Genomic DNA, 26,066 nt, shown 5'->3' on the forward strand with positions numbered 1-26,066 from the left:
GACCGCTTGAAGCATGCAGCCAGTTTCGGTTTTTTAGATATACACTCGGACAAATCGATAAAAACCGCTCACCGGGTACGTTTCCCATGATGACCTTGCGTCAGATCCGCCATTTCATCGCCGTGGCCGAGACCGGCTCGATCTCCGCCGCCGCACAAGCCGCCTTCATTTCCCAGTCCACCCTGACCCTGGCCATCCAGCAGTTGGAGGAGGAAATCGGCGTCAGCCTGTTCAGCCGTCACGCCAAAGGCATGACCCTGACCCACCAGGGCCATCAATTCCTGCGCCAGGCACACCTGATCCTGGCCACTGTGGACAACGCCAAACGCAGCCTGCAACAAAGCACCGACCAGGTCGCCGGCCAGTTGATCATCGGGGTGACCAGCCTGGTGGCCGGTTATTACCTGGCGGACTTGCTCACCCGCTTCCAGCGCGCCTACCCCAACGTCGAAATCCGCGTGATGGAAGACGAGCGCCCGTACATCGAACATTTGCTGGTCAGCGGCGAGATCGATGTCGGCGTACTGATTCTGTCCAACCTCGAAGACCGCCACGCCCTGCAAACCGAGGTGCTGACCCATTCGCCCCATCGGCTCTGGCTACCGGCCCAGCACCCGCTGCTGGAACACGACAGCATTAACCTGGCCGATGTCGCCCGCGAGCCGTTGATTCAGCTGAACGTCGATGAAATGGACCGCAACGCCCAACGCATGTGGTCGGCCGCCTCGCTGCAACCGCGCATCACCTTGCGCAGCGCCTCGACCGAAGCCGTGCGAAGCCTGGTGGCCGCGGGCCTGGGCGTATCCATTCAGCCTGACATGACCTACCGCCCGTGGTCGCTGGAAGGCGACATCATCGAAGCGCGGCCGATTGCCGACCTCAGCCAGACCCTCGACGTCGGCCTGGCGTGGCGACGGGGTACGGCGCGCCCGGCGCTGGTGGACCCGTTCCTGACCGTCGCCCGCGAGCAACCCCACGGTGGACGCAAGCCATCTATTTAATCGAACGCCACCTTCAGTATTTAGTATTTGTCGACCTCGGGTCCGCGCACTAGTCTTGCTTCATCTATAAGACGGCCGGCCCCAGTCACAGGGAGCAGCATGGCCACACAAGAAAAGAGAATCCGAAAAATGGCTGGCGCGCAGACCCCGTTGTTTACCGCCTTGTTGATCGATGGCGAATTGGTCGCGGGCCAGGGCGTTGTCGAGCCGATTCTCAACCCGGCCACAGGCGAAGTCCTGACGCAGATCGCCGAAGCCAGCACCGAACAAGTCGAAGCCGCCATCCTCGCCGCCCACCGCGCCTTCGCCAGTTGGTCGCGGACCACTCCGCAGCAGCGCTCGAACCTGTTGCTGGACATCGCCAACGCCATTGAAAAAAACGCCGACCTGCTCGCCCGCCTCGAATCCCTGAACTGCGGCAAGCCGTTGCACCTGGCCCGCCAGGATGACTTGAGCGCGACGGTGGACGTGTTCCGTTTCTTCGCCGGTGCCGTGCGCTGCCAGACCGGACAACTCAGCGGCGAATACCTGCCGGGCTACACCAGCATGGTACGGCGCGATCCCATCGGGGTCGTGGCGTCCATTGCGCCGTGGAACTACCCGATCATGATGGCCGCCTGGAAAATCGCCCCGGCCCTGGCCGCCGGCAACACGCTGGTGTTCAAACCGTCCGAACACACGCCGCTGTCGATCCTGGCCCTGGCGCCTGCGCTGGCCGAGATTCTGCCGCGCGGCGTGATCAACATCATCTGCGGTGGCGGTGAAGGCGTTGGCAGCCATTTGGTCAGCCACCCGAAAGTGCGCATGGTGTCGCTGACCGGCGATATCGTCACCGGGCAAAAAATCCTCCAGGCCGCAGCAAAAACCCTCAAGCGCACCCACCTCGAACTCGGTGGCAAGGCGCCGGTGATCGTCTGCAACGATGCCGACATTCAGGCGGTGGTCGACGGTGTGCGCGCCTACGGCTACTACAACGCTGGCCAGGACTGCACCGCCGCCTGCCGGATTTACGCGCAGAAGGGCATTCACGATCGCTTGGTGGCCGAACTCGGCGCAGCGGTCAGCAGCCTGCGCTTTGCCGGCAAACGCGATGCCGACAACGAACTCGGCCCGCTGATCAGCACTCGCCAACGCGACCGCGTGGCCAGTTTCGTCGAACGCGCCCTCAGTCAACCGCACATCGAACGGGTGACCGGTGCCGCCGTGCATTCCGGCGCCGGTTTCTATTACCAGCCGACCCTGCTGTCCGGTTGCAAACAGGGCGACGAAATCGTTCAGCGCGAAGTGTTCGGGCCGGTGGTCACCGTGACCCGCTTCGATGAGCTGGAGCAAGCGGTGGATTGGGCCAACGATTCGGAATACGGCCTGGCGTCGTCGGTCTGGACCCAGAACCTCGACAAGGCGATGCAGGTCGCCGCGCGATTGCAGTACGGCTGCACCTGGATCAACAGCCATTTCATGCTGGTCAGCGAGATGCCCCATGGTGGCCTGAAGCGCTCCGGCTACGGCAAGGACCTGTCCAGCGATTCGCTCCAGGACTACAGCGTGGTGCGGCACATCATGGCCCGGCATGGCCGGGAGTTTTGAGCCACACGCTGCACCTCAGGTGCAGGCCTGCGTTTTCTTGCGGCTTGACGCTTGAAACTTGCAGCTACGCTAACAACAACAATTAGCAGTACGCATTACCGAACCCACTGCCCCGACCATAATTTGAAAAAGAGGGATTTCCCATGTTCGTGCACAAGACCGCACTGCTCAGTGCAATCACCACCGCGCTGCTGGCCAGTGCCAGTGTCCAGGCCGCAGAGCCGCTGAAAGCTGTCGGGGCCGGCGAAGGCCAATTGGATATCGTGGCCTGGCCTGGCTACATCGAACGTGGCGAAAGCGACAAAGCCTACGACTGGGTGACGGGTTTCGAGAAGGAAACCGGCTGCAAGGTCAACGTGAAGACCGCCGCGACCTCCGACGAGATGGTCAGCCTGATGGCCAAGGGTGGTTACGACCTGGTCACCGCGTCCGGCGACGCCTCGCTGCGTCTGATCGTCGGCAAGCGTGTTCAGCCGATCAACACCTCGTTGATCCCGAACTGGAAGAACATCGACCCGCGCCTGAAAGATGCGCCGTGGTACGTGGTCAACAAGCAGACCTACGGCACCCCGTATCAGTGGGGTCCGAACGTACTGATGTACAACACCAACGTGTTCAAGACCGCGCCTGACAGCTGGGGCGTGTTGTTCAATGCGCAAAATCTGCCGGACGGCAAACCGAACAAGGGCCGCGTGCAGGCCTATGACGGCCCGATCTACATCGCCGACGCGGCGCTGTACCTGAAAAGCGCCCAACCGGAACTGGGCATCCAGAACCCCTACGAACTGACCGAAGCGCAATACAAGGCGGTGCTCGATCTGTTGCGCGCCCAGCAGCCGCTGATCCACCGCTACTGGCACGACACCACCGTACAAATGAGCGACTTCAAAAACGAAGGCGTGGTCGCGTCCGGTGCCTGGCCGTATCAGGTCAACGGTCTGGTGAACGAGAAACAACCGATCGCTTCGACTATCCCTAAAGAAGGCGCCACCGGTTGGGCCGACACCACCATGATGCATACCGAGGCCAAACACCCGAACTGCGCCTACAAGTGGATGGACTGGTCGCTGCAACCGAAAGTACAGGGTGACGTGGCGGCATGGTTCGGTTCGCTGCCAGCAGTGCCTGCGGCGTGCAAGGAGAGCGAACTGCTCGGCGCCGAAGGCTGCAAAACCAACGGTTTCGACCAGTTCGACAAGATCGCCTTCTGGAAAACCCCGCAGGCTGAAGGCGGCAAATTCGTGCCGTACAGCCGCTGGACCCAGGACTACATCGCGATCATGGGCGGCCGCTGACACACACCACCCTGTGGGAGCGAGCCTGCTCGCGATGAGGCCGGTACAGTCAACATCGCTGTTGCCTGAAACACCGCCATCGCGAGCAGGCTCGCTCCCACACTTGATCATCGCCGTTGCCACTACCGCATTCGGCTTGCAGATAAAAGATTCAGATTTTTCAGAAGTCCAGGCAGGGCCGCTGCGACGGCCCGCGCCTTTTTGGAGCACCGCACCATGACGCTTGCAGTCCAGTTCACCAACGTTTCCCGTCAGTTCGGCGAAGTGAAAGCCGTTGACCGGGTTTCCATCGACATCCAGGACGGCGAGTTTTTCTCCATGCTGGGGCCTTCCGGCTCGGGCAAAACCACCTGTCTGCGCCTGATCGCCGGTTTCGAACAACCGAGCGCGGGCTCTATCCGGATTCATGGCGAGGAAGCCGCCGGGCTCCCGCCGTACCAGCGTGACGTGAACACCGTGTTCCAGGATTACGCGCTGTTCCCGCACATGAACGTTCGCGACAACGTCGCCTACGGCTTGAAGGTCAAAGGCGTCGGCAAGGCCGAACGCCTCAAACGCGCCGAAGAAGCCCTCGACATGGTCGCCCTCGGCGGCTATGGCGAGCGCAAACCGGTGCAGCTCTCCGGTGGCCAGCGCCAGCGCGTAGCCCTGGCCCGCGCCCTGGTCAACCGTCCGCGCGTGCTGCTGCTGGACGAACCCCTCGGCGCGCTGGACCTCAAGCTGCGCGAGCAAATGCAAGGCGAACTGAAGAAACTGCAACGCCAGCTCGGCATCACCTTCATCTTCGTCACCCACGACCAGACCGAAGCGCTGTCCATGTCCGATCGCGTCGCTGTGTTCAACAAGGGTCGCATCGAACAAGTCGACAGCCCGCGCAATCTCTACATGAAACCGGCGACCACTTTCGTCGCCGAATTCGTCGGCACCTCCAACGTGATTCGCGGCGACCTGGCGAAACAGTTGAGCGGCAATCCCCAGCCGTTTTCGATTCGCCCGGAACACGTGCGTTTCGCCGAAGGGCCGCTGGCCGCACACGAGATCGAAGTCAGCGGCTTGCTGCACGACATCCAGTACCAGGGCAGCGCCACCCGCTATGAACTGAAGCTGGAAAACGGCCAGACCCTGAACATCAGCCAGGCCAACAATCAGTGGCTGGACGTCAGCGCCCAGCACCAGACCGGGCAACGCATCAGCGCACGCTGGGCACGCGAAGCCATGGTCCCGCTGTTCGACACCGTTGCAGGCGGGGTGTGACATGAACACCTTGGCCCTCTCTCAAAACCCGTCGGGCGGCTCGCCGTTGCGCAGGTTTTCCAACCTGCTGTATCGCCGGCCGAACCTGTACCTGTCGCTGCTGCTGGTGCCGCCGCTGCTGTGGTTCGGCGCGATCTACCTGGGCTCGTTGCTGACCTTGCTGTGGCAGGGTTTCTACACCTTCGATGACTTCACCATGGCGGTCACGCCGGAACTGACCCTGGCGAACTTCGCCGCGCTGTTCCAGCCATCGAACTTCGACATCATCCTGCGCACCCTGAGCATGGCCATCGTGGTGTCGATCGCCAGCGCCATCGTTGCGTTTCCGATCGCCTACTACATGGCGCGCTACACCACCGGCAAGACCAAGGCGTTTTTCTACATCGCGGTGATGATGCCGATGTGGGCCAGCTACATCGTCAAGGCCTATGCCTGGACGTTGCTGCTGGCCAAGGGCGGCGTGGCGCAGTGGTTCGTGCAGCACCTGGGCCTGGAACCGGTTCTGCAGTTCGTGCTGGGCATTCCCGGCGTGGGCGGCAGCACCTTGTCGACCTCGCACCTGGGGCGCTTCATGGTGTTCGTCTATATCTGGCTGCCGTTCATGATCCTGCCGATCCAGGCGTCGCTGGAACGCCTGCCGCCGTCGCTGCTGCAAGCGTCCGCCGACCTCGGCGCCAAGCCGCGCCAGACGTTCATGCAAGTGATTCTGCCGCTGTCGATTCCGGGCATCGCCGCCGGCTCCATCTTCACCTTCTCGCTGACCCTCGGTGACTTCATCGTGCCGCAACTGGTCGGCCCGCCGGGTTACTTCGTCGGCAGCATGGTGTACGCGCAACAAGGCGCGATCGGCAACATGCCGATGGCGGCGGCCTTCACCCTGGTGCCGATCGTGCTGATCGCCATTTACCTGTCCATCGTCAAACGTCTGGGGGCCTTCGATGCACTCTGAAAAGGCTTCAATAGGGCTGAAAATCGCGGCCTGGGGCGGGTTGGTGTTCTTGCACTTCCCGATCCTGATCATCTTCCTGTACGCCTTCAACACCGAAGACGCGGCGTTCAGCTTTCCGCCCAAGGGTTTCACCCTGAAGTGGATAGGCGTGGCGTTCTCACGCCCTGACGTACTGGAGGCCATCAAGCTGTCGCTGCAGATCGCCTCGATTGCCACGCTGATCGCCATGGTCCTCGGCACGCTGGCCTCGGCGGCACTGTACCGCCGGGATTTCTTCGGCAAGCAAGGCATCTCGCTGATGCTGATCCTGCCGATCGCCCTGCCCGGGATCATCACCGGTATCGCGCTGCTGGCGACCTTCAAGACGCTGGGCATCGAGCCGGGGATGTTCACCATCATCGTCGGTCACGCGACCTTCTGTGTGGTGATCGTCTACAACAACGTCATCGCCCGCTTGCGTCGCACCTCGCACAGCTTGATCGAGGCCTCGATGGACCTCGGTGCCGACGGCTGGCAGACCTTCCGCTACATCGTCCTGCCGAACCTCGGCTCGGCGTTGCTGGCCGGCGGCATGCTCGCCTTCGCCCTGTCGTTCGACGAAATCATCGTCACCACCTTCACCGCCGGCCATGAACGCACCCTGCCGCTGTGGCTGCTCAACCAGCTCAGCCGCCCTCGGGACGTACCGGTGACCAACGTCGTCGCGATGCTGGTGATGATAGTGACCATGCTGCCGATCCTCGGTGCCTATTACCTGACCCGTGGCGGTGAAAGCGTGGCAGGTAGCGGCGGTAAGTAAATATCTCATCGACAACGACTACCCCCTGTGGGAGCGAGCCTGCTCGCGAAGACGCCATCACGTTGAGCATTGATGCTGGCTGACGCACCGCTTTCGCGAGCAGGCTCGCTCCCACAGGGGCCGGTTTCAAAACAAGAACTGCTTTGAAGAGGACAAACCATGCAAACCCAACTCTTGATCAACGGCCAGCTCGTCAATGGCGAAGGCCCTGCCCAACCCGTGTTCAACCCGTCGCTGGGCCGCGTGCTGGTGGAAATCAACGAAGCCAGCGAAGCCCAGGTCGATGCCGCCGTGCGCGCCGCCGATGCCGCGTTTGACAGCTGGTCGCAAACCCCGCCGAAAGAGCGCTCGCTGCTGCTGCTCAAACTGGCTGACGCCATCGAAGCCCATGGCGAAGAGCTGGCCAAACTGGAATCGGACAACTGCGGCAAGCCTTACAGCGCTGCGCTGAACGACGAGATTCCGGCGATTGCCGACGTGTTCCGTTTCTTCGCCGGCGCCAGCCGCTGCATGAGCGGTTCGGCCGGGGGCGAATACCTGCCGGGCCACACCTCGATGATCCGCCGCGACCCGGTGGGCGTGATCGCCTCCATCGCGCCGTGGAACTACCCGCTGATGATGGTCGCCTGGAAAATCGCCCCGGCCCTCGCCGCCGGCAACACCGTGGTGCTCAAGCCATCGGAACAAACGCCGCTGACCGCATTGCGCCTGGCACAACTGGCGTCGGACATTTTCCCGGCCGGCGTACTCAACCTGGTGTTCGGTCGCGGTCCTACGGTCGGTAGCCCACTGGTCACCCACCCGAAAGTGCGCATGGTGTCGCTGACCGGCTCGATCGCCACCGGCTCGAACATCATTTCCAGCACCGCCGACAGCGTCAAACGCATGCACATGGAACTGGGCGGCAAGGCCCCGGTGATCATTTTCGACGACGCCGATATCGACGCCGCGGTGGAAGGCATTCGCACCTTCGGCTTCTACAACGCCGGGCAAGACTGCACCGCGGCCTGCCGCATCTATGCGCAGGAAGGCATCTACGACAAGTTTGTCGAGAAGCTCGGCGCGGCCGTCAGCAGCATTAAGTACGGTTTGCAGGATGATCCATCGACCGAGCTCGGTCCATTGATCACCGCGCAGCACCGCGACCGCGTGGCCGGGTTCGTCGAGCGCGCCGTGGCGCAGCCGCACATCCGCTTGATCACAGGCGGCAAAGCCGTGGACGGCAATGGTTTCTTCTTCGAACCGACGGTGCTGGCCGATGCCCGGCAGGACGACGAAATCGTCCGTCGCGAAGTGTTCGGGCCGGTGGTGTCGGTGACCAAGTTCACCGATGAAGCGCAGGTATTGGGCTGGGCCAACGATTCGGACTACGGCCTGGCATCGTCGGTGTGGACCGCCGACGTCGGTCGCGCCCATCGCCTGTCGGCGCGCCTGCAGTACGGCTGCACCTGGGTCAACACCCACTTCATGCTGGTCAGCGAAATGCCTCACGGCGGCCAGAAACTGTCCGGCTACGGCAAGGACATGTCCATGTATGGCCTTGAGGATTACACCGTCGTGCGCCATGTGATGTTCAAGCACTAAAAGCATCGCCAGCAGGCTGGCTCCCACAGTTTGGAATGCGTTTCCCTGTGGGAGCCAGCCTGCTGGCGATTGTGTCACTCCGGCTTCAAGGTAGAAACCGGCACTAAGCACCACCAGGCTCCACACCAAAGAAGTCAAAACAATAACCACCGATCCGGGCTGAGCCGCCATGGCCCCGCCACGGCTTCGGACATCCGAAATCTGCCGATTTTCCGGAGCAAACACTATGAGTGCATCACCCGAACTCTCTGCCGGCGTTATCGATAGCGACGCCGAGCAGCTACGTAAACTGGGTTATACGTCCAACTTCAACCGCAGCATGAGCCTGTGGGAAAACTTCGCCCTGGGCTTCACTTATCTTTCCCCGGTCGTCGGGGTTTATACCCTCTTCGGCCTGTGCCTCGCCGCCGGCGGCCCACCGATGTTCTGGGCCTACCTGCTGGTCGGTTGCGGCCAGTTGCTGGTGTGTCTGATCTTCGGTGAAGTGGTGTCGCAGTTCCCGATTTCCGGTGGCGTGTACCCCTGGGCCCGTCGTTTGGTGGGCAAGCGCTGGGCGTGGATGGTCGGCTGGATCTACTCCATCGCCCTGTGCGTGACCATCGCTGCCGTTGCCGTGGGTGCAGGTCCCTACCTGGCCGCCATGATGGGCTTTGAACCGAACAACAACACCAACATCGTCATTGCCCTGTTCCTGACGCTGTTCGCCACGCTGATCAACCTCAGCGGCACCAAAACGCTGGCGCGCATTGCCATGTTCGGCTTCCTCTGCGAACTGATCGGCGCGGTGATCGTCGGTGTCTACCTGTTGGTGTTCGAACGCCATCAGCCGCTCAGCGTGTTGTTCAACACCTTCGACATCAGCGTCGATGGCTCGTACCTGCCCGCCTTCCTCACCGCGTCGCTGGCGGGGATGTTCCTGTACTACGGCTTCGAGGCCTGTGGCGACGTCGCCGAAGAAACGCCGAACCCGAGCAAGAAAATCCCGGTGGCCATGCGCATGACCATCTACATCGGTGGCATCGCCGCGATGTTCGCCTGCCTGGCGCTGATCCTCGCCGTGCCAGACATGCAAGCAGTGATCAACGGCACCGACAAGGACCCGGTCACCACCATCCTCAACAACGCCTTCGGCCCCGTGGGTTCGAAAGTGGTGATGGGTGTGGTCATGATTTCCTTCATCTCCTGCGTCATCAGCCTGCAAGCGGCGGCGAGCCGTCTGCTGTATTCCTATGCCCGTGACGAGATGGTGATCGGCAGCCGACTGCTGAAGAAGATTTCTCCTACGACCCAGGTTCCGGTTGCCGCACTGTTCGTGTCCGGTGTCCTGCCGGCCCTGATCATCATCCTCGGCTTCTTCCTGCAGGACGCCGTCGCCACCATCGTCAGCTTCGCCGCCATCGGCATCTACCTGGCGTTCCAGATGATCGTGCTCGCGGCACTGTTTGCTCGCCTCAAAGGCTGGAAACCGAGCGGCAAATTCACCCTCGGTGCCTGGGGCTGGCTGGTGAACATCGGCGCACTGACCTATGGCATTGGCGCCATCGTCAACATGGCCTGGCCACGTACCCCGGATGCGGCGTGGTACATCAACTACGCCATGGTCCTGAGCACCGCCATCGTCATTGGCCTGGGCCTGCTGTACATGTGGATCGCCAAGCCGTACGACCACGGTACCGCGCCTGCCGGGGATGCCTGGAAGGTGGGTCGGTAACCGTATTTGCCCCTCGATCGAAAACCAACCTGTGGCGAAGGAGCTTGCTCCCTCGCCACAGGTCAAGTGTTCGTCCTTAACTGAACGGCATGAGCCCTGAAGGCGGTTCTGCTCTTACAGATGCGACCTTCATGAAAAACCCGCGATTCCTACATCACGCGTCGCCAGAGTAGACTTGGCGCCGCGAGCGCCTGACCGATAGGCTTTGTCCCGTCGCTGCACAATCAGCGACCCGGAGTCGAAGCCGGAACATATCAACATGGCGCATCCGCGCCCCCATACGAGCTGGGGCATTTTTTTGCCTTTCAGTTTCGCGTTATGGCGGGCCGTGTGGCGCGGGCCTCTCGGCTTCCATGTTGATCGAGAATGTTCCGACTTCGAACGCCGCACGGTCCGCCACCCCAATCTGTCGAAGGATTCGTGGCGGCTCCTTTTCAACATGGAGTCGAACAATGCACAAACACGCGTCAAATCCGTCTGACACTTATCCCAGCTTCATTCCTACCGTCTTCACCCGCCACAACCGTTTCCTCCACGCCTTCATCCAGGACCATCAAGCCTGGTTCTGCGTTCAGGACCTTGGCCGCCTGATGGGTCAACCATTGAACGAACGCCTCATCCAGAAGCTGGACCCCGATCAGCGTCGCAGCGTTTGTTTGCTCAAGGACGGCAAGGTCGTCGATGCATTGATGGTCAGCGAATCGGGCATGTATGCATTGCTGGTTCACCATTTCATCCCGGAAAACCGCTACCTCAGGCAATGGTTGAGCAACGAAGTCGTGCCCCTGTTGCGCAATGCGCAGGCATCGTCTTCGGAAAACCTGCCAAGCCTGAGCGCCTTGAATTGGGCCGGAGTTTCGGTGCCTCTGCTGCACTACCAACATCACGCCTGGATCAAGTGGCGGGACATGCCTGAGTTGATGCAAGTACAACGACCGTTCCCTATAGCCGGAACCCGCTGAATCGATTCGATTGGCAAAAGGGCGAACTTCATAGTCCGCCCCTTTGAATTTCTTACCTAAAACCTCGAAACACTACGCATCGCATCCACCAGATACCTCATCGCAATCCGGTCGCTCTCCGACAATTCGCGATAGCGCTCCACCAGTTTCATCTCTTCGGAATTGAGCCGGCGCCTTCGTCGCCCGCTGCCCAGGCACGGAAAGATTCCCAGTAGTTCGGTGATGCCTTGTACTTTCGACATGGACGATGTCCTTCTCTACGTCAAAGAAAACTTCAGAAACCGCATCGCCCTACCCTTTTCAGCAGCCTTCTCGTGCCGACTGAATCGCACCGGCCCGAAGGGCATAAACCGGTCATGCCCACAGAATAGAAATAATCCGGACGCTGAAAAGCGGTTTTTAGAGTAATTAGTCGAAAAAAGCAGAAATGCCCTCTAAATCAGACGGCACTGTCGGAAATGTTTCCCGACATGTCTTGTTTCATTGCCGCGCTAGCGTCGTGCCATCAATCAATTTTGCTCCGCCATCGAACGGTTTAAGCTATTCGGCATCTGTTTAAAGTCCGTTGCGTTTGGCCGAAGGCATGTCCGAACCCTTATTTCTGATCCAGCACGTGCCAGGAACGGCGCGGGATTGTTCACGACAGGTTGTATTTATGCACCGCAGGAATTTGCTCAAAGCCTCCATGGCCATCGCTGCCTACACCGGTCTGTCCGCCACTGGCCTGCTTGCCGCCCGCGCCTGGGCCGCCACCGGGGCTGCCGATGGTGAAGCCCAGGCCTTCGATTTCGAGTCGTTGAAAGTGCAGGCCAAGCAACTGGCCAGCCATCGCTATCAGGACACCAAGCAAGTGTTGCCACCGACCCTGGCGACCATGACCCCGCAGAATTTCAACGCGATCCGCTACGACGGCAATCATTCCCTGTGGAATGAATTGAACGGTCAGCTGGATGTGCAGTTTTTCCACGTCGGCATGGGTTTCAAGCAGCCGGTGCGCATGTACAGCGTCGATCCGAAAACCCGCATGGCCCGTGAAGTGCATTTCCGCCCGTCGCTGTTCAACTACGAGAACACCACGGTCGATACCAAGCAACTGACCGGCGACCTGGGTTTCTCCGGCTTCAAGCTGTTCAAGGCGCCGGAGCTGGACAAGCACGATGTGGTGTCGTTCCTGGGCGCCAGTTACTTCCGCGCGGTGGACGCCACTGGTCAGTACGGTTTGTCGGCCCGCGGTCTGGCGATCGATACCTACGCCAAAAAGCGTGAAGAATTCCCCGACTTCACCAAGTTCTGGTTCGAGACGCCGGACAAGGACAGCACCCGCTTCGTGGTCTATGCCCTGCTCGACTCGCCGAGCGCCACCGGTGCCTACCGCTTTGACATCGACTGCCAGGCCGAGCGCGTGGTGATGGAGGTCGATGCCAACGTCAATGCACGGACCGCCATCGAACAACTGGGCATTGCACCGATGACCAGCATGTTCAGCTGCGGCACCCACGAACGCCGCATGTGCGACACCATTCACCCGCAGATCCACGACTCCGATCGCCTGGCGATGTGGCGCGGCAACGGCGAGTGGATCTGCCGCCCGCTGAACAACCCGGCCATCCTGCAATTCAACGCCTTCGCCGACAAGGATCCGAAGGGTTTCGGCCTGGTGCAGACCGATCACGAGTTCGCCAGTTATCAGGACACCGTCGACTGGTACAGCCGCCGGCCGAGCCTGTGGGTCGAACCGACCACCGCGTGGGGTGAAGGCTCCATCGATCTGCTGGAAATTCCTACGACCGGTGAGACGCTCGACAACATCGTCGCGTTCTGGACCCCGAAAAAACCGGTGGCGCCCGGTGATTCGCTGAACTACGGCTACAAGCTCTACTGGAGCGCCCTGCCGCCGGTGGGCACACCACTGGCGCGGGTCAACGCAACACGTTCGGGCATGGGTGGTTTCACCGAAGGCTGGGCACCGGGTGAGCATTACCCGGAAGTTTGGGCCCGGCGTTTCGCGGTGGACTTCACCGGTGGCGGCCTGGACCGCTTGCCGGAAGGCACGGGCATCGAGCCGGTGGTGACCTGCTCGAATGGCCAGGTCAAGGACTTCAACGTGCTGGTGCTCGATGAGATCAAGGGCTACCGCATCACGTTCGACTGGTACCCGACCAACGACAGCGTGGATCCCGTGGAACTGCGCCTGTTCATCCGCACCCATGACCGCACGTTGAGTGAAACCTGGTTATACCAGTACTTCCCGCCAGCGCCGGACAAGCGCAAATACACCTGATGACGGGTTGCGCCCTCTCACCATTCGGTTTTCCGAACGCGACCTGCCGGTCGGTTCGGTTAACCGGATTATTCAACGCTGAAAAACGCGGAAAATAAATTTAATCTCCTTATAAATCAATTACTTAACTCATTCAGCCTGGCCTGGCATGAGTCATGCTCTACACTTCTTCGACGAATGCCTGCGGTGCCAACACTTCAGGAGCTCAGGCATCCGCAGCACAAAAAGGGCCGATCAACTGGCTCCATAAAAAAAACAATGTCGAGGAAAATTTGATGCGCATCGTTCCCCATATCCTGGGCGCAGCCATTGCTGCCGCTCTGATCAGCACGCCAGTTTTCGCCGCCGAACTCACCGGCACCCTGAAGAAGATCAAAGAGTCCGGTGTGATCACCCTCGGGCATCGTGACGCTTCCATTCCGTTTTCCTACATTGCAGACGCTTCCGGCAAACCGGTCGGCTACTCCCACGATATTCAGCTGAAAATCGTCGAAGCCATCAAAAAAGACCTGGACCTGCCTAACCTGCAAGTCAAATACAACCTGGTCACTTCGCAAACCCGTATCCCGCTGGTGCAGAACGGCACCGTGGACCTGGAGTGCGGTTCCACCACCAACAACGTCGAGCGTCAGCAGCAAGTTGACTTCTCCGTTGGCATCTTCGAAATCGGTACTCGTCTGCTGACCAAGAAAGGCTCGGCGTACAAGGACTTCGATGACCTCAAAGGCAAGAACGTCGTGACCACCGCCGGTACCACGTCCGAGCGCATCCTCAAGTCGATGAACGCCGACAAGCAAATGGGCATGAACGTCATCTCCGCCAAAGACCACGGCGAATCCTTCCAGATGCTGGAATCGGGCCGTGCCGTGGCGTTCATGATGGACGACGCACTGCTGGCCGGTGAGGCCGCCAAGGCCAAGAAGGCGGAAGACTGGGCCGTGACCGGTACTCCACAGTCCTACGAAATCTACGGCTGCATGGTGCGCAAGGGCGACGAGCCGTTCAAGAAAGCCGTGGATGACGCCATCAAGGCCACCTACGCTTCGGGCGAGATCAACACGATCTACGACAAATGGTTCATGCAGCCAATCCCGCCTAAAGGCCTGAACCTGAACTTCCCGATGAGCGACGAGCTCAAGGCCCTGATCGCCCATCCGACCGACAAAGCGGCTGACGACAAGAAATCCTGATTTCTGACTAACCTTATCTCCTGAGAGGGCCGCGGCCCTTTCGGGAGGTTGTCATTCCCTGCTGGCATTTCTGGAAACACTCGAACCGGTGGCTGTCGAGCCGATCGTGTGTGCCTGATCGAACTGACCTGTGTGTCACCCGATCGGGCGGGAACGGAGCTTTCCCCAGGCGGGTACTTGTACATCGATCGAATCCGAGGGGAGACCCTAATGAATTACAACTGGGACTGGAGCGTGTTCTTCAAGTCCACCGGCGTGGGCAGCGAGACTTATCTCGACTGGTACATCGCCGGTCTGGGCTGGACCATCGCCATCGCCATCGTGGCCTGGATCATCGCCCTGACACTGGGCTCGATCCTGGGTGTCATGCGTACCGTGCCGAACCGCATCGTATCGGGCATCGCCACCTGCTACGTCGAGCTCTTCCGTAACGTGCCGCTGCTGGTTCAGCTGTTCATCTGGTACTTCCTGGTGCCGGACCTGCTGCCGCAGAACCTGCAAGACTGGTACAAGCAGGACCTGAACCCGACGACCTCGGCCTTCCTCAGCGTCGTCGTCTGCCTGGGCCTGTTCACCACCGCTCGCGTCTGCGAACAAGTGCGCACCGGCATCCAGGCCCTGCCCAAAGGCCAGGAATCCGCGGCTCGCGCCATGGGCTTCAAGCTGCCGCAGATCTACTGGAACGTGCTGCTGCCGCAGGCTTACCGGATCATCATTCCGCCGCTCACCTCGGAATTCCTGAACGTCTTCAAGAACACCTCCGTGGCCTCGTTGATCGGCCTGATGGAGCTGCTGGCGCAGACCAAACAGACCGCCGAGTTCTCCGCCAACCTGTTCGAAGCCTTCACCCTGGCAACGCTCATTTACTTCACCCTGAACATGAGCCTGATGTTGCTGATGCGTCTGGTCGAGAAGAAAGTCGCCGTACCGGGCCTGATCTCCGTGGGGGGTAAATAATGGAACTCGACTTCTCGGGCATCATCCCGTCCCTGCCGGGCTTGTGGAACGGCATGATCATGACCCTGCAACTGATGGCGCTGGGCGTCATCGGCGGGATCATCCTCGGCACCCTCCTGGCGCTGTGCCGTCTGTCCCACAGCAAACTGCTGTCGAACCTGGCCGGTGCCTACGTCAACTACTTCCGCTCGATCCCGCTGCTGCTGGTGATCACCTGGTTCTACCTGGCGGTGCCGTTCGTGCTGCGCTGGATCACCGGCGAAGACACCCCGATCGGCGCGTTCGCCTCGTGCATCGTGGCCTTCATGATGTTCGAAGCGGCGTACTTCTGCGAAATCGTCCGGGCCGGCGTGCAGTCGATTCCCAAGGGCCAGATGGGCGCTGCCCAGGCGCTGGGCATGACCTATGGCCAGATGATGCGCCTGATCATCCTGCCGCAGGCGTTCCGCAAGATGACCCCGCTGTTGCTGCAGCAGAGCATCATCCTGTTCCAGGACACGTCGCTGGTTTATGCGGTGGGCCTGGTGGACTTCCTCAATGCCTCGCGCGCCAGTGGCGACATCATTGGCCGTTCCAATGAGTTCCTGATCTTCGCAGGTCTCGTGTACTTCATCATCAGCTTTGCCGCCTCGCAGCTGGTCAAGCGTCTGCAAAAAAGGTTTGCCGTATGATCTCTATCAAGAATGTCAACAAGTGGTATGGCGACTTCCAGGTACTGACTGACTGCAGCACCGAGGTCAAAAAAGGCGAAGTGATCGTGGTGTGCGGGCCGTCCGGCTCGGGCAAATCGACCCTGATCAAATGCGTCAACGCCCTGGAACCGTTCCAGAAAGGTGACATCGTGGTCGACGGCACGTCCATCGCCGACCCGAAGACCAACCTGCCGAAACTGCGTTCCCGCGTGGGCATGGTGTTCCAGCACTTCGAGCTGTTCCCGCACCTGACCATCACCGAAAACCTGACCATTGCGCAGATCAAGGTATTGGGTCGCAGCAAGGAAGAAGCCACCAAGAAAGGCCTGCAATTGCTTGAGCGCGTCGGTCTCTCGGCCCACGCCCACAAGCACCCTGGCCAACTGTCCGGTGGTCAGCAGCAGCGCGTGGCGATTGCCCGGGCGCTGGCAATGGACCCGATCGTCATGCTGTTCGACGAACCGACCTCGGCGCTGGACCCGGAAATGGTCAACGAAGTGCTCGACGTGATGGTGCAACTGGCCCACGAAGGCATGACCATGATGTGCGTGACCCACGAAATGGGCTTCGCCCGCAAGGTCGCCGACCGGGTGATCTTCATGGACGCCGGCAAGATCATCGAAGACTGCAAGAAAGAAGAGTTCTTCGGCGACATCAACCACCGTGCCGAGCGTACGCAGCACTTCCTGAACAAGATTCTGCAGCACTAAAACCCACGCTCGCCCCGCCATCTGTAGGGGCGAGCCTGCTCGCGATGAATTCAAAGACACCGCGTACATTCAGAATGAACGCGTCATCGTTGACGACCATCGCGAGCAGGCTCGCTCATACAGTGTTCAGGCAAGCGCTGGTTGACCCAAGGCATCTGTGATGAAATGCGACCCCACCCCCTATCGCGCCCCGCCGCCATCACTCGCCGTGAAACCCCGTCTGATTCGTCATTTGTTCCTGCCGCCACTGATCATCGCGCTGATGATCGGATTGGGCTACGTCGGCTTCTGGATCAGTGAGCACTACGGCATCCGCAGCCTGGGCGAGAACGGCCAGCGTCAGCTGGAGTTGCACGCCCGCGCCGTCGAGAGCGAAATCAGCAAATACACCTACCTGCCCAGCCTGCTGGAACTCGAATCCAGTGTTTCGCAGTTGCTGGCCGACCCGACCCCGGAGCACCGGCAAACGGTCAATGATTACCTTGAAGGCCTGAACCGGCGCAGCCGCAGTCGGGCCATCTATGTGATGGACACCACCGGTCGGGTCATGGCCACCAGCAATTGGCGCGATGTCGACAGTTACCTGGGGGAGGACCTGTCCTTCCGGGCCTATTTCCAGAACGCCGTACGCGGCCAGCCGGGGCGATTCTATGGCATCGGCAGCACCAACGGCGAACCCGGCTACTACCTGGCCCATGGCCTGGAAGAGCACGGCAAGATCATCGGCGTCGCGGTGGTCAAGGTTCGTCTTGAAGCCATGGAAGAGCGCTGGCAGCGGGCGCGCCTGGAAGCCTTCGTCAGCGACGAGAACGGCATCATCATTCTGTCCAGCGACCCGGCGCGGCGCCTCAAATCCGTGGTGCCGCTGAGCGAAGAAACCAAGGAAAAACTGGCCCGCAGCCTGCAGTACTACTGGTTCCCATTGAACGAACTGCAACCCCTGGCCCGGGAAACCCTGTCCGAAGGCGTGGAAAAACTGACCTTTCCCGCCAACAGCGAACTGGACACCGACGAAGAAAACATCAGCTATCTGGCCCAGACCCGGCCATTAAGCGATACCCCATGGAATTTCACCCTGCTGACGCCACTGCAGGATCTGCGTCGCGAAGCGATCAATCAGGGCATTCTGGTGGCGGTGGCCTTCGCCCTCGTGGCGTTCCTGCTGATCGCCTGGAACGAACGGCGCAAGGTGATTTCCACACGCCTGGCCGCCCGCGAGGCCCTGCAGGAAGCCAACAGTCAACTGGAGCGTCGGATTACCGAACGCACCGTCGACCTGCGTGCCAGCAACGAACGGCTCAAGGGGCAGATCCGTGAACGGCGTCACGCCGAAGAGACCTTGCGCCGCGCCCAGGATGAACTGGTGCAGGCCGGGAAACTCGCCGCCATCGGCCAGATGTCCACCAGCATCGCCCACGAATTGAACCAGCCGCTGGCGGCGCTGCGCACCCTGTCCGGCAACACCGTACGCTTTCTGGAGCGTGGTCAGCTGGATGTGGCCAGCACCAACCTCAAGACCATCAATGAACTGATCGACCGCATGGGGCGGATCACCGCGAGCCTGCGCGCCTTCGCCCGACGCGGTGACGACAAGGGCCAGGCGTGCCTCGGCAAAGCCGTGGAAGCCGCCTTGCAGTTGCTCGGCAGTCGCGTGGAAAACGCCCATTTGCAACTGCACCGGCATTTCGACGACGTACAACTGCAGATCGACCAGACCCGCCTGGAGCAGATCCTGGTCAACCTGATCGGCAACGCCCTCGATGCCATGCAGGCGCAACCGCAACCCGAGTTGTGGCTCGAGGGTGAAGTGTTCGAGGGCAAGTATCGACTGCGCGTCAGGGACAACGGCCATGGCATCGACGCCGAAGCGCGCAAGCACCTGTTCGAACCCTTCTTCACCACCAAACCCGGCGAGCAGGGGCTGGGCCTGGGCCTGACGCTTTCCGCGAGCCTGGCCGCCGCCACCGGCGGCCACCTGGGCGTCGAACACCCCGCCAGCGGTGGTACCGCTTTCGTCCTCGGTTTACCGTTGGTAAGCCCCACTCCCGCCGAGCCCATATGAACAACGACCTTAGTGTGCTGATCGTCGAAGACGACCCCCATGTGCTGCTCGGCTGCCAGCAGGCGCTGACCCTGGAAGACATTCCCTGTATCGGCGTAGGCAGCGCCGAAGAAGCCCTGGAGCGGGTCGGCGACAACTTTGCCGGCATCGTCATCAGCGACATTCGCCTGCCGGGCATCGATGGCCTGGAACTGTTGAACCGGCTCAAGGCCCGCGACCGCAGCCTGCCTGTGGTGCTGATCACCGGTCATGGCGACATCTCCATGGCTGTCGGCGCGATGCAGAAAGGCGCCTACGACTTCATGGAAAAACCCTTTTCCCCGGAGCGCCTGGTGGACGTGGCCCGCCGCGCCCTGGAACAACGCAGCCTGGCGCGAGAGGTGACGTCGTTGCGTCGGCAACTGGCCGAACGCGATTCCCTCGAAGGCCGGATCATCGGTCGCTCGCCGGCCATGCAGAATCTGCGCGAATTGATCGCCAACGTCGCCGACACCTCGGCCAACGTGCTGATCGAAGGCGAAACCGGCACCGGCAAGGAACTGGTTGCCCGTTGCCTGCATGATTTCAGCCGCCGACACATCAAACAGTTCGTCGCCTTGAACTGCGGCGGCCTGCCGGAAAACCTGTTCGAAAGTGAAATCTTCGGTCACGAAGCCAACGCCTTCACCGGCGCGGGCAAGCGGCGCATCGGCAAGATCGAGCACGCCGACGGCGGCACGCTGTTCCTCGACGAAGTGGAAAGCATGCCCCTGCCCTTGCAGATCAAACTGCTGCGGGTGTTGCAGGAGCGCACCCTCGAACGACTCGGTTCGAACCAGAGCGTGGCGGTCGATTGCCGGGTGATCGCCGCGACCAAGTCCGACCTCGACGAGTCGAGCAAGGCCGGCGAATTTCGCAGCGACCTGTATTACCGCCTCAACGTGGTCACCCTGGAACTGCCGCCCTTGCGCGAACGTCGCGAAGACATCCTGCAATTGTTCGAGCATTTCCTTCAGCAGTCGTCCCTGCGCTTTGACCGTGCCGCGCCGGAACTGGATAACCAGACCCTGTCGAACCTGATGAGCCACGACTGGCCGGGCAACGTGCGCGAACTGCGCAACGTCGCCGAACGCTTTGCCCTGGGTCTGCCTGCCTTCAAGAAACCCGGCGCCAGCGCCGGCAATCAGGGCCTGGCCTTTGCCGAAGCGGTGGAAGCCTTCGAACGCAACCTGCTCAGCGATGCCTTGCAACGCAGCGGCGGCAACCTGACCCAGGCCAGCCAGGAACTGGGCATGGCCAAGACCACCCTGTTCGACAAAGTGAAGAAGTACGGGTTGAGCCACTGATGGATTTGAGGCTCAAGGCAACACTGGCGCGGCGGTGACGAAGCTGATGGCGACGACCGTGCTGGTTCGCCTTCACACCTGCCCTCCTGTGGGAGTGAGCCTTGCTCGCGATGAATATGCAGGCGATGGGTTTTTCCAGGCAGCCTGCGTCATCGTTAACGTCCATCGCGAGCAGGCTCGCTCCTACAGTGTTCGTGGATGTACGCCGAGTCCGTGAACGCACCAAATCCTGTGGGAGCTGGCTTGCCAGCGAAGGCGGTGTGTCAGGCGACATCGATGCTGAATGTACCGCCCCCTTCGCGGGCAAGCCCGCTCCCACAGTGTTCGTGGATGTACGCCGAGTCCGTGAACGCACCAAATCCTGTGGGAGCTGGCTTGCCAGCGAAGGCGGTGTATCAGGCGACATCGATGCTGAATGTGCCGCCCCCTTCGCGGGCAAGCCCGCTCCCACAGTGTTCGTGGATGTACGCCGAGTCCGTGAAAGCACCAGATTCTGTGGGAGCTGGCTTGCCAGCGAAGGCGGTGTGTCAGGCGACATCGATGCTGAATGTACCGCCCCCTTCGCGGGCTTGCTCGCGATGAATATGCAGGCGATGGGTTTTTCCAGGCAGTCTGCGTCGTCGTTAACGTCCATCGCGAGCAGGCTCGCTCCTACAATGTTTGTCCCGGGTTTGGCGCGTCCCTTGCATTTACCCTCTAAAGCCCTCTCGCCCGGCCTTCAGGCTGGATGAACCTGCGGGGGCGACCGCCAAAGGGTAAATCCTGACTGTGAACATCGTGATTGCAAACCGAAAGGCGCCACGCCCATGACCTTCACCGTGATCGTGCTGGTGGCGTGTTCCATTGTGATGGACGTCATTGGCCAGCTCTGTTTCAAACTCGGCCTGGACCGATTGCCGGAGCTCGAAGGCGGGTTTCGCCTGAATGCGTTCTGGGGCCAGGTGTTCAACGCACCGCTGCTGTGGTGCGGGATCGGCGCCTTTGTGGTCGAGTTTCTGGTCTGGCTCGAGGCCCTGTCCCGGGCGCCGCTGAGCCTGCTGTTTCCCGCGGCGGCCCTGGCTTACTGCGGCGTGGTGCTGGCGAGCAAAGTGATCCTCGGTGAAACCGTCAGTCGCCGTCGCTGGGCGGGTACGCTGGTGATCTCGGCGGGCGTGATGCTCGTGTGTGTCGCTCATGGATGAGGGGCAATCGATGATCGACAGCAAGACGGGCTGGCTGCACGAACGCCTCGGCACCCTCGTGCTCTGGGCCTTGCTGATCAGCTTCGAAAGCGCCGGCCAGATCGCCAGCAAAGTCGGCGGCGATCAACTCGGGCAGATGGACTTCACCCTGCAATGGCTGTTGGCCGTGGCCGACAATCCCGGGGTGTGGGTGGCGATCGCCTGCTACATCGGCGCGTTCTTCGTCTGGATGCTGATCCTGCGACGCAGCAGCCTGTCCCTGGCGTTTCCCCTCAGTTCGCTGGTGTTTGTCGGGGTACTGCTGGGGTCATGGCTGGGGCTGGGAGAGCAGATCAGCGTGCTGCACTGGGTGGGGGTGGCGGTGATCATGGGCGGGGTGGCGTTGCTGGCCGAGGGTGAGCAAACCTGAAGCTACCGCGACTTTTGTGGCGAGGGCGCTCACTCCCTCGCCACACCCTCTCATTTGAACTTGTAGGCAATCGCCACCTGCGCTTCACCCTGATTGGTATCGCCAACGGCTTTGACAATGCTGCTGTCCGCCGCCGACCCCGTCAGGTGAATCCAGCTGGCACTGGTCAGCAGCGACCAATGGGGCGCCAACGGGAACTCGAAACTCTGGGTCAGCGCCACGTTCTGCAACCCGCCGCCGGCGTTGTAGCGACGAATCCCCGAGGCCTGTGACTCATCGGCGCTGACGCCGAAGTAGGTCTGGGTCTGTCGGGCATCGGCGAAATGCGCCGTCAGGTTCGTGCTGCCGATCACCCCGCCACCGAGCGGATAACCCACCTCGCCACCGACCCGCCCCAGCACCCCACCCTGCCCGCTGCCGCCGCCCACTGCCTGGCCGACCGAGGCAAACACCCGCCAGAAATCGGCCGGCGCGTACTGCACGAACCCGCCCACCTCGGCCATATCCGGCACATCGCGCAAGCCACGCAACGACCCGTTCGCGGTGCGGCCCGGCAGGTAGTTCGCAAAAGGCCCGGCGCTGAAACCGTTGGCCTTGAAGGCACTCCAGGTCAGCCCGTCGTCAGTGCCGAGGCTGACATCGCCCCAGTCCAGATCGAGGTACGGAATGGGCCGGGTTTCGTATCGACTGCCGGTCGGGTCATGGGGTTGATAGCCCAGGCCCAGCCCGGCTTCACCGCTGATGCCGTCGGCGTGGGCGTTGATGGAAAGACAGGTCAGCGCGGTAAAGAGCGCAACGGTAATCCTCGACATGAGGCAATTCCTTGTACGGGACATGCGCGCATCAATCCCCGATTTGCCCCCTTCAGGCAAGCACTCATGTTGTTTGTAGCGACCTACAAAAATTGTAGCTTCGCCAGCGCCTAAACAGACCAAAACCCCGGCCCTGCTGGGCCGGACGCGATTGGCACAGTCCCTGCTCTACCCCTTTGGCAAGCGCAAACAGCGCGAAACGCTCAATAGGTACAACAGATGATTGACTGGCATATCGTGTGTGATTTCGACGGGACCATCACCCGCACCGACGTGATCGACAGCATCCTCCAACGATTCGCCGACCCAAGCTGGGAAACGATCGAAGAGGAGTGGCTGGCAGGCGACATCGGTTCCCGTGAATGCCTCAGTCGCCAGCTCGCACTGGTCAAGGCCACCCCGACCGAACTGCTCGGGTTCTTCGACGGCATCGACATCGACCCGGACTTTCCTGATTTCGTCGACCACGTCATCGGCCTCGGTGCGTCCCTTGAAGTGGTCAGCGACGGCATCGAACAAGGCATCGCGCGCATCCTGGCGCGCCACTACGTCAGCCTCCTGCCGATCCTTGCCAACCGCTTGCGTCAGGTCGATCACGACAGCTGGCGCATCGACTTCCCGTACGCCAACGATGCCTGCCGCGCCGCTGCCGGCAACTGCAAATGCAAATCCACGCCCAAGGCCAGGCGCGTGCTGGTGATCGGTGACGGCCAGTCCGACATGTGCGTGGCCTCCACCGCCGATTTCGTGTTCGCCAAGGATCGCCTGGCCGAGCACTGCGAGCGCAACGGCATCGCCTTTGCGCGCTTCGACAGCTTCGCGGAACTACCGGCCCTGTTGGCCCTGCTACCCAATGCAAACGCCGCCAACGCCACCTCTTTCAATGCAGAAACACAGGAACTTTTCCACCATGTCTGATATTCGAATCGCTACCGCCGAAGACCAAATCCTGCTGGAAAAGGAAGCCAGATACTGCTCCTACGGCGACACCGTTCACTACATCGAGCCGCCGCGCATTTTCAGTCGCTGCGAAGGCTCCTACGTCTGGGACACCAGTGACCAGGCTTATCTCGACCTGCAAATGTGGTACTCGGCGGTCAACTTCGGTTACGCCAACCCGCGCCTGAACAATACACTGAAACAGCAGATCGATACCCTGCCGCAGATCGCCAGCCAATACCTGCACAAAGGCAAGATCGAGCTCTCGGAAATGATCGCCGTGGACGCGAAGAAGAAGTTCGGCCTCGACGGTCGTGTGCACTTCAACGTCGGCGGCTCGCAGTCCATCGAGGACTCGTTGAAAGTCGTGCGCAACGCCACCAACGGCAAGAGCCTGATGTTCGCCTTCGAAGGCGGTTATCACGGCCGCACCCTCGGCGCCTCGTCGATCACCTCCAGCTACCGCTATCGCCGCCGCTACGGCCACTTCGGCGAGCGCGCCAATTTCATCCCGTTCCCGTACCACTTCCGTGGCCCCAAAGGCATGACCAAGGAAGAGTACGGCAGCCACTGCGTGCAGCAATTCGCCCGCTTGTTCGAGACCGAATACAACGGCGTCTGGGACCCGAAAGTCGGCCAGAGCGAGTACGCCGCGTTCTACGTCGAGCCGATCCAGGGCACCGGCGGTTACGTGATCCCGCCGATGAACTTCTACAGCGAACTCAAGCATGTGCTCGACCAGCACGGCATTCTGATGGTGGTCGACGAAATCCAGATGGGCTTCTACCGTACCGGCAAGTTGTGGTCGATCGAGCACTTCGACGTCAAACCGGACGTGATCGTCTTCGGCAAGGCCTTGACCAACGGTCTCAATCCGCTGGGCGGCATCTGGGCCAGGGAAGAGTTGATCAACCCTAAAGTCTTCCCGCCGGGCTCCACCCACTCGACCTTTGCCTCCAACCCCCTGGGCACGGCGGTGGGTCTGGAAATGTTCAAGATGACCAGCGAAGTCGACTACGGCGCGATGGTCATGAACAAGGGCAAGTACTTCCTCGAAGGCCTGAAAGACTTGCAGAAACGCTACCCGATCATCGGCGACGTCGATGGCCTGGGCCTGGCCCTGCGCTGCGAAATCTGTGGCCCGGACGGCTTCACGCCGGACAAGGCGACCCTGGATTTCATGGTCGAAGAAGGCATGAAGGGCGACATCGAAATCGACGGCAAACGCCTGGGCCTGATCCTCGATGTCGGCGGTTACTACAAAAACGTGATCACCCTGGCCCCGTCGCTGGAAATCAGCTACCCGGAAATCGACCTCGGCATCGCCCTGCTCGATCGCCTGCTGCACCGAGCGATGAAACGATGAACGCGACGGTTTCACCGGATGCGATCGACATGGGCGAAGGCCGCGCCGGGTTTGTCCTCGGCAGCGGCGAGGTCGCGGTGTTGTTGATCCACGGCCTCACCGGCACCCCGACGGAACTGCGTCGGGTGGCCATGGGCCTGGCGAAAGCCGGGCACACGGTCTACGTGCCGACCCTGGCCGGCCACTGCGGGGGCAACGCCGACCTGCAAGCCACCGGCTGGCGTGACTGGTACGAAAGCGCCCGCAACACTTTCGTCGGTATACGGCGCAAGCACGAGCGCGTGTTCGTCGGCGGCTTGTCGATGGGCGCGGTACTGTCGATGTACCTGGCCGCCGAACACCCCGGGCAAATCGAAGGCTTGATGCTGTATTCCACCACCCTGCGCTACGACGGCTGGAGCATCAACAAACTGGCGTTCCTCACGCCCTTGCTGATGAGAATCCCGTTCGGCGTGCACCTGTGCAGCTTCGAAGAAAAACCGCCCTATGGCATCAAGAATGAACGCCTGCGAGCGATCGTCGAGCGCCAGATGAAAGAAGGCGAAAGCAGCCAGGCCGGTTTGCTGACCATGGAAGGCGTGACCGTGCGCGAACTGCACCGACTCAACGCCGTGGTGAAAAAGCGCATGCCGTCGATCACCACACCCACGTTGGTTCTGCACTCCCTGGAGGACGACATCACCAGCCGCTGGAACGCCGACTATGTCGAACGCAAGCTCGGCGGGCCAGTGGTCAAGGTCATGCTGGACGACTGCTATCACATGATCACCGTCGACCTGCAATACCACCGGGTGATCGAGCTGAGCGTCGACTTCATCCAGCAGCGCTTCATCCAGCAAATCTCCCTGCCACAGCCCCTGCGCCAGGACCATCGGCAACTGGCCTGACCCCCAGAGGGCGAGCCCGGCTGCAGCCGGGCTGCCACTGCCGAGGCAATGTCGGCTACTGTATTGCATCAGGCTTCACGATTTATCCCGAAATGGCTTTCGACAAGCGAAAC

General features: G+C 61.1%; 23 protein-coding genes. 21 read left to right on the plus strand and 2 right to left on the minus strand.

Translation table 11 applies throughout. The features are described from left to right. The first annotated feature begins 86 nt into the window (after positions 1 to 86). The 9 genes from ACX3YF_RS01230 to ACX3YF_RS01270 all read left to right on the plus strand — a co-directional run bounded on the left by ACX3YF_RS01230 (position 87) and on the right by ACX3YF_RS01270 (position 11,142). The gene (locus ACX3YF_RS01230; protein ID WP_130211058.1) at positions 87 to 1,001 is read left to right on the plus strand and encodes a LysR family transcriptional regulator; all 915 of its coding nucleotides are present in this window, start codon (positions 87 to 89) and stop codon (positions 999 to 1,001) included. Between the two features lie 99 nt (positions 1,002 to 1,100). After that, on the plus strand, positions 1,101 to 2,588 hold the full coding sequence (locus ACX3YF_RS01235; RefSeq protein ID WP_130211057.1) for a gamma-aminobutyraldehyde dehydrogenase: 1,488 nt from the start codon (positions 1,101 to 1,103) through the stop codon (positions 2,586 to 2,588). Positions 2,589 to 2,731: 143 nt separating this feature from the next. Beyond that, positions 2,732 to 3,883: a putative ABC transporter substrate-binding protein YdcS gene (gene ydcS, locus ACX3YF_RS01240; protein ID WP_449104798.1), complete on the plus strand. Its 1,152-nt coding sequence runs from the start codon at positions 2,732 to 2,734 to the stop codon at positions 3,881 to 3,883. Positions 3,884 to 4,099: 216 nt separating this feature from the next. Continuing rightward, positions 4,100 to 5,137: an ABC transporter ATP-binding protein gene (locus tag ACX3YF_RS01245; protein WP_130211055.1), complete on the plus strand. Its 1,038-nt coding sequence runs from the start codon at positions 4,100 to 4,102 to the stop codon at positions 5,135 to 5,137. A gap of 1 nt (position 5,138) precedes the next feature. Then, entirely contained in the window at positions 5,139 to 6,086 is a 948-nt protein-coding gene (locus ACX3YF_RS01250; protein ID WP_090467393.1) for an ABC transporter permease, read from the plus strand. Beyond that, the gene (locus tag ACX3YF_RS01255) at positions 6,076 to 6,885 is read left to right on the plus strand and encodes an ABC transporter permease (protein ID WP_090467391.1); all 810 of its coding nucleotides are present in this window, start codon (positions 6,076 to 6,078) and stop codon (positions 6,883 to 6,885) included. The genes ACX3YF_RS01250 and ACX3YF_RS01255 overlap by 11 nt, the downstream gene beginning before the upstream one ends. A gap of 159 nt (positions 6,886 to 7,044) precedes the next feature. Beyond that, positions 7,045 to 8,469 (plus strand): gamma-aminobutyraldehyde dehydrogenase, encoded by a 1,425-nt coding sequence (locus tag ACX3YF_RS01260; RefSeq protein WP_130211053.1) that lies wholly within the window; start codon positions 7,045 to 7,047, stop codon positions 8,467 to 8,469. Between the two features lie 226 nt (positions 8,470 to 8,695). Next, positions 8,696 to 10,180: an APC family permease gene (locus ACX3YF_RS01265; protein ID WP_458973304.1), complete on the plus strand. Its 1,485-nt coding sequence runs from the start codon at positions 8,696 to 8,698 to the stop codon at positions 10,178 to 10,180. A 452-nt stretch (positions 10,181 to 10,632) separates the two neighbouring features. Further along, positions 10,633 to 11,142, plus strand: a complete 510-nt coding sequence (locus tag ACX3YF_RS01270) for a BRO-N domain-containing protein (RefSeq protein ID WP_130211051.1) — start codon at positions 10,633 to 10,635, stop codon at positions 11,140 to 11,142. Positions 11,143 to 11,198: 56 nt separating this feature from the next. Here ACX3YF_RS01270 and ACX3YF_RS01275 read toward each other — a convergent pair whose 3' ends face one another. Beyond that, a complete protein-coding gene (locus ACX3YF_RS01275; RefSeq protein ID WP_047538299.1) occupies positions 11,199 to 11,384 on the minus strand; it encodes a hypothetical protein in 186 nt (61 codons plus the stop codon). A gap of 413 nt (positions 11,385 to 11,797) precedes the next feature. Here ACX3YF_RS01275 and ACX3YF_RS01280 point away from each other — a divergent pair, with 413 nt between their 5' ends. The 9 genes from ACX3YF_RS01280 to ACX3YF_RS01320 all read left to right on the plus strand — a co-directional run bounded on the left by ACX3YF_RS01280 (position 11,798) and on the right by ACX3YF_RS01320 (position 21,949). Then, positions 11,798 to 13,423, plus strand: a complete 1,626-nt coding sequence (locus tag ACX3YF_RS01280) for a glucan biosynthesis protein D (RefSeq protein WP_458973305.1) — start codon at positions 11,798 to 11,800, stop codon at positions 13,421 to 13,423. Between the two features lie 275 nt (positions 13,424 to 13,698). After that, on the plus strand, positions 13,699 to 14,613 hold the full coding sequence (locus ACX3YF_RS01285; protein ID WP_130211049.1) for a glutamate/aspartate ABC transporter substrate-binding protein: 915 nt from the start codon (positions 13,699 to 13,701) through the stop codon (positions 14,611 to 14,613). Positions 14,614 to 14,823: 210 nt separating this feature from the next. Beyond that, positions 14,824 to 15,570, plus strand: a complete 747-nt coding sequence (locus tag ACX3YF_RS01290; protein ID WP_196587119.1) for an amino acid ABC transporter permease — start codon at positions 14,824 to 14,826, stop codon at positions 15,568 to 15,570. Further along, complete coding sequence (locus ACX3YF_RS01295) at positions 15,570 to 16,241, plus strand: amino acid ABC transporter permease (protein WP_090316762.1); 672 nt, start codon at positions 15,570 to 15,572, stop codon at positions 16,239 to 16,241. Before ACX3YF_RS01290 ends, ACX3YF_RS01295 begins: the two co-directional genes overlap by 1 nt. After that, positions 16,238 to 16,972: an amino acid ABC transporter ATP-binding protein gene (locus tag ACX3YF_RS01300; RefSeq protein ID WP_090316758.1), complete on the plus strand. Its 735-nt coding sequence runs from the start codon at positions 16,238 to 16,240 to the stop codon at positions 16,970 to 16,972. Before ACX3YF_RS01295 ends, ACX3YF_RS01300 begins: the two co-directional genes overlap by 4 nt. Positions 16,973 to 17,132: 160 nt before the next feature. Continuing rightward, positions 17,133 to 19,034 (plus strand): two-component sensor histidine kinase AauS, encoded by a 1,902-nt coding sequence (gene aauS / locus ACX3YF_RS01305; RefSeq protein WP_458973306.1) that lies wholly within the window; start codon positions 17,133 to 17,135, stop codon positions 19,032 to 19,034. Then, positions 19,031 to 20,359 carry a two-component response regulator AauR gene (gene aauR, locus ACX3YF_RS01310; protein ID WP_458973307.1) on the plus strand — a complete coding sequence of 443 codons (1,329 nt, stop codon included), beginning with the start codon at positions 19,031 to 19,033 and terminating at the stop codon, positions 20,357 to 20,359. The genes aauS and aauR overlap by 4 nt, the downstream gene beginning before the upstream one ends. A gap of 806 nt (positions 20,360 to 21,165) precedes the next feature. Next, positions 21,166 to 21,540: a DMT family transporter gene (locus ACX3YF_RS01315; protein WP_047538275.1), complete on the plus strand. Its 375-nt coding sequence runs from the start codon at positions 21,166 to 21,168 to the stop codon at positions 21,538 to 21,540. 10 nt (positions 21,541 to 21,550) lie between these two features. Beyond that, a complete protein-coding gene (locus tag ACX3YF_RS01320) occupies positions 21,551 to 21,949 on the plus strand; it encodes a DMT family transporter (RefSeq protein ID WP_204149767.1) in 399 nt (132 codons plus the stop codon). A 50-nt stretch (positions 21,950 to 21,999) separates the two neighbouring features. Here ACX3YF_RS01320 and ACX3YF_RS01325 read toward each other — a convergent pair whose 3' ends face one another. Further along, on the minus strand, positions 22,000 to 22,761 hold the full coding sequence (locus tag ACX3YF_RS01325) for a MipA/OmpV family protein (protein ID WP_458973308.1): 762 nt from the start codon (positions 22,759 to 22,761) through the stop codon (positions 22,000 to 22,002). A 219-nt stretch (positions 22,762 to 22,980) separates the two neighbouring features. Between ACX3YF_RS01325 and ACX3YF_RS01330 the strand changes: the two genes are divergently transcribed. From ACX3YF_RS01330 to ACX3YF_RS01340, 3 genes are read left to right on the plus strand one after another with little or no spacing between them, the layout of a single operon-like run. Next, positions 22,981 to 23,679: an HAD-IB family phosphatase gene (locus ACX3YF_RS01330; protein WP_448645876.1), complete on the plus strand. Its 699-nt coding sequence runs from the start codon at positions 22,981 to 22,983 to the stop codon at positions 23,677 to 23,679. Then, positions 23,672 to 25,066, plus strand: a complete 1,395-nt coding sequence (locus ACX3YF_RS01335) for an aspartate aminotransferase family protein (RefSeq protein WP_458973309.1) — start codon at positions 23,672 to 23,674, stop codon at positions 25,064 to 25,066. Before ACX3YF_RS01330 ends, ACX3YF_RS01335 begins: the two co-directional genes overlap by 8 nt. Beyond that, on the plus strand, positions 25,063 to 25,953 hold the full coding sequence (locus ACX3YF_RS01340) for an alpha/beta hydrolase (RefSeq protein WP_130207563.1): 891 nt from the start codon (positions 25,063 to 25,065) through the stop codon (positions 25,951 to 25,953). Before ACX3YF_RS01335 ends, ACX3YF_RS01340 begins: the two co-directional genes overlap by 4 nt. Positions 25,954 to 26,066: the final 113 nt, after the last annotated feature.

The sequence above is a fragment of the Pseudomonas fluorescens group sp. PF-69 genome (assembly GCF_054481235.1).

Coding starts and splice junctions, on each gene's coding strand:
- ACX3YF_RS01230 (WP_130211058.1), top strand. CDS start 87: ATGATGACCTTGCGTCAGATCCGCCATTTCATCGCCGTGGCCGAGACC.
- ACX3YF_RS01235 (WP_130211057.1), top strand. CDS start 1,101: ATGGCCACACAAGAAAAGAGAATCCGAAAAATGGCTGGCGCGCAGACC.
- ydcS (WP_449104798.1), top strand. CDS start 2,732: ATGTTCGTGCACAAGACCGCACTGCTCAGTGCAATCACCACCGCGCTG.
- ACX3YF_RS01245 (WP_130211055.1), top strand. CDS start 4,100: ATGACGCTTGCAGTCCAGTTCACCAACGTTTCCCGTCAGTTCGGCGAA.
- ACX3YF_RS01250 (WP_090467393.1), top strand. CDS start 5,139: ATGAACACCTTGGCCCTCTCTCAAAACCCGTCGGGCGGCTCGCCGTTG.
- ACX3YF_RS01255 (WP_090467391.1), top strand. CDS start 6,076: ATGCACTCTGAAAAGGCTTCAATAGGGCTGAAAATCGCGGCCTGGGGC.
- ACX3YF_RS01260 (WP_130211053.1), top strand. CDS start 7,045: ATGCAAACCCAACTCTTGATCAACGGCCAGCTCGTCAATGGCGAAGGC.
- ACX3YF_RS01265 (WP_458973304.1), top strand. CDS start 8,696: ATGAGTGCATCACCCGAACTCTCTGCCGGCGTTATCGATAGCGACGCC.
- ACX3YF_RS01270 (WP_130211051.1), top strand. CDS start 10,633: ATGCACAAACACGCGTCAAATCCGTCTGACACTTATCCCAGCTTCATT.
- ACX3YF_RS01275 (WP_047538299.1), bottom strand. CDS start 11,384: ATGTCGAAAGTACAAGGCATCACCGAACTACTGGGAATCTTTCCGTGC.
- ACX3YF_RS01280 (WP_458973305.1), top strand. CDS start 11,798: ATGCACCGCAGGAATTTGCTCAAAGCCTCCATGGCCATCGCTGCCTAC.
- ACX3YF_RS01285 (WP_130211049.1), top strand. CDS start 13,699: ATGCGCATCGTTCCCCATATCCTGGGCGCAGCCATTGCTGCCGCTCTG.
- ACX3YF_RS01290 (WP_196587119.1), top strand. CDS start 14,824: ATGAATTACAACTGGGACTGGAGCGTGTTCTTCAAGTCCACCGGCGTG.
- ACX3YF_RS01295 (WP_090316762.1), top strand. CDS start 15,570: ATGGAACTCGACTTCTCGGGCATCATCCCGTCCCTGCCGGGCTTGTGG.
- ACX3YF_RS01300 (WP_090316758.1), top strand. CDS start 16,238: ATGATCTCTATCAAGAATGTCAACAAGTGGTATGGCGACTTCCAGGTA.
- aauS (WP_458973306.1), top strand. CDS start 17,133: ATGAAATGCGACCCCACCCCCTATCGCGCCCCGCCGCCATCACTCGCC.
- aauR (WP_458973307.1), top strand. CDS start 19,031: ATGAACAACGACCTTAGTGTGCTGATCGTCGAAGACGACCCCCATGTG.
- ACX3YF_RS01315 (WP_047538275.1), top strand. CDS start 21,166: ATGACCTTCACCGTGATCGTGCTGGTGGCGTGTTCCATTGTGATGGAC.
- ACX3YF_RS01320 (WP_204149767.1), top strand. CDS start 21,551: ATGATCGACAGCAAGACGGGCTGGCTGCACGAACGCCTCGGCACCCTC.
- ACX3YF_RS01325 (WP_458973308.1), bottom strand. CDS start 22,761: ATGTCGAGGATTACCGTTGCGCTCTTTACCGCGCTGACCTGTCTTTCC.
- ACX3YF_RS01330 (WP_448645876.1), top strand. CDS start 22,981: ATGATTGACTGGCATATCGTGTGTGATTTCGACGGGACCATCACCCGC.
- ACX3YF_RS01335 (WP_458973309.1), top strand. CDS start 23,672: ATGTCTGATATTCGAATCGCTACCGCCGAAGACCAAATCCTGCTGGAA.
- ACX3YF_RS01340 (WP_130207563.1), top strand. CDS start 25,063: ATGAACGCGACGGTTTCACCGGATGCGATCGACATGGGCGAAGGCCGC.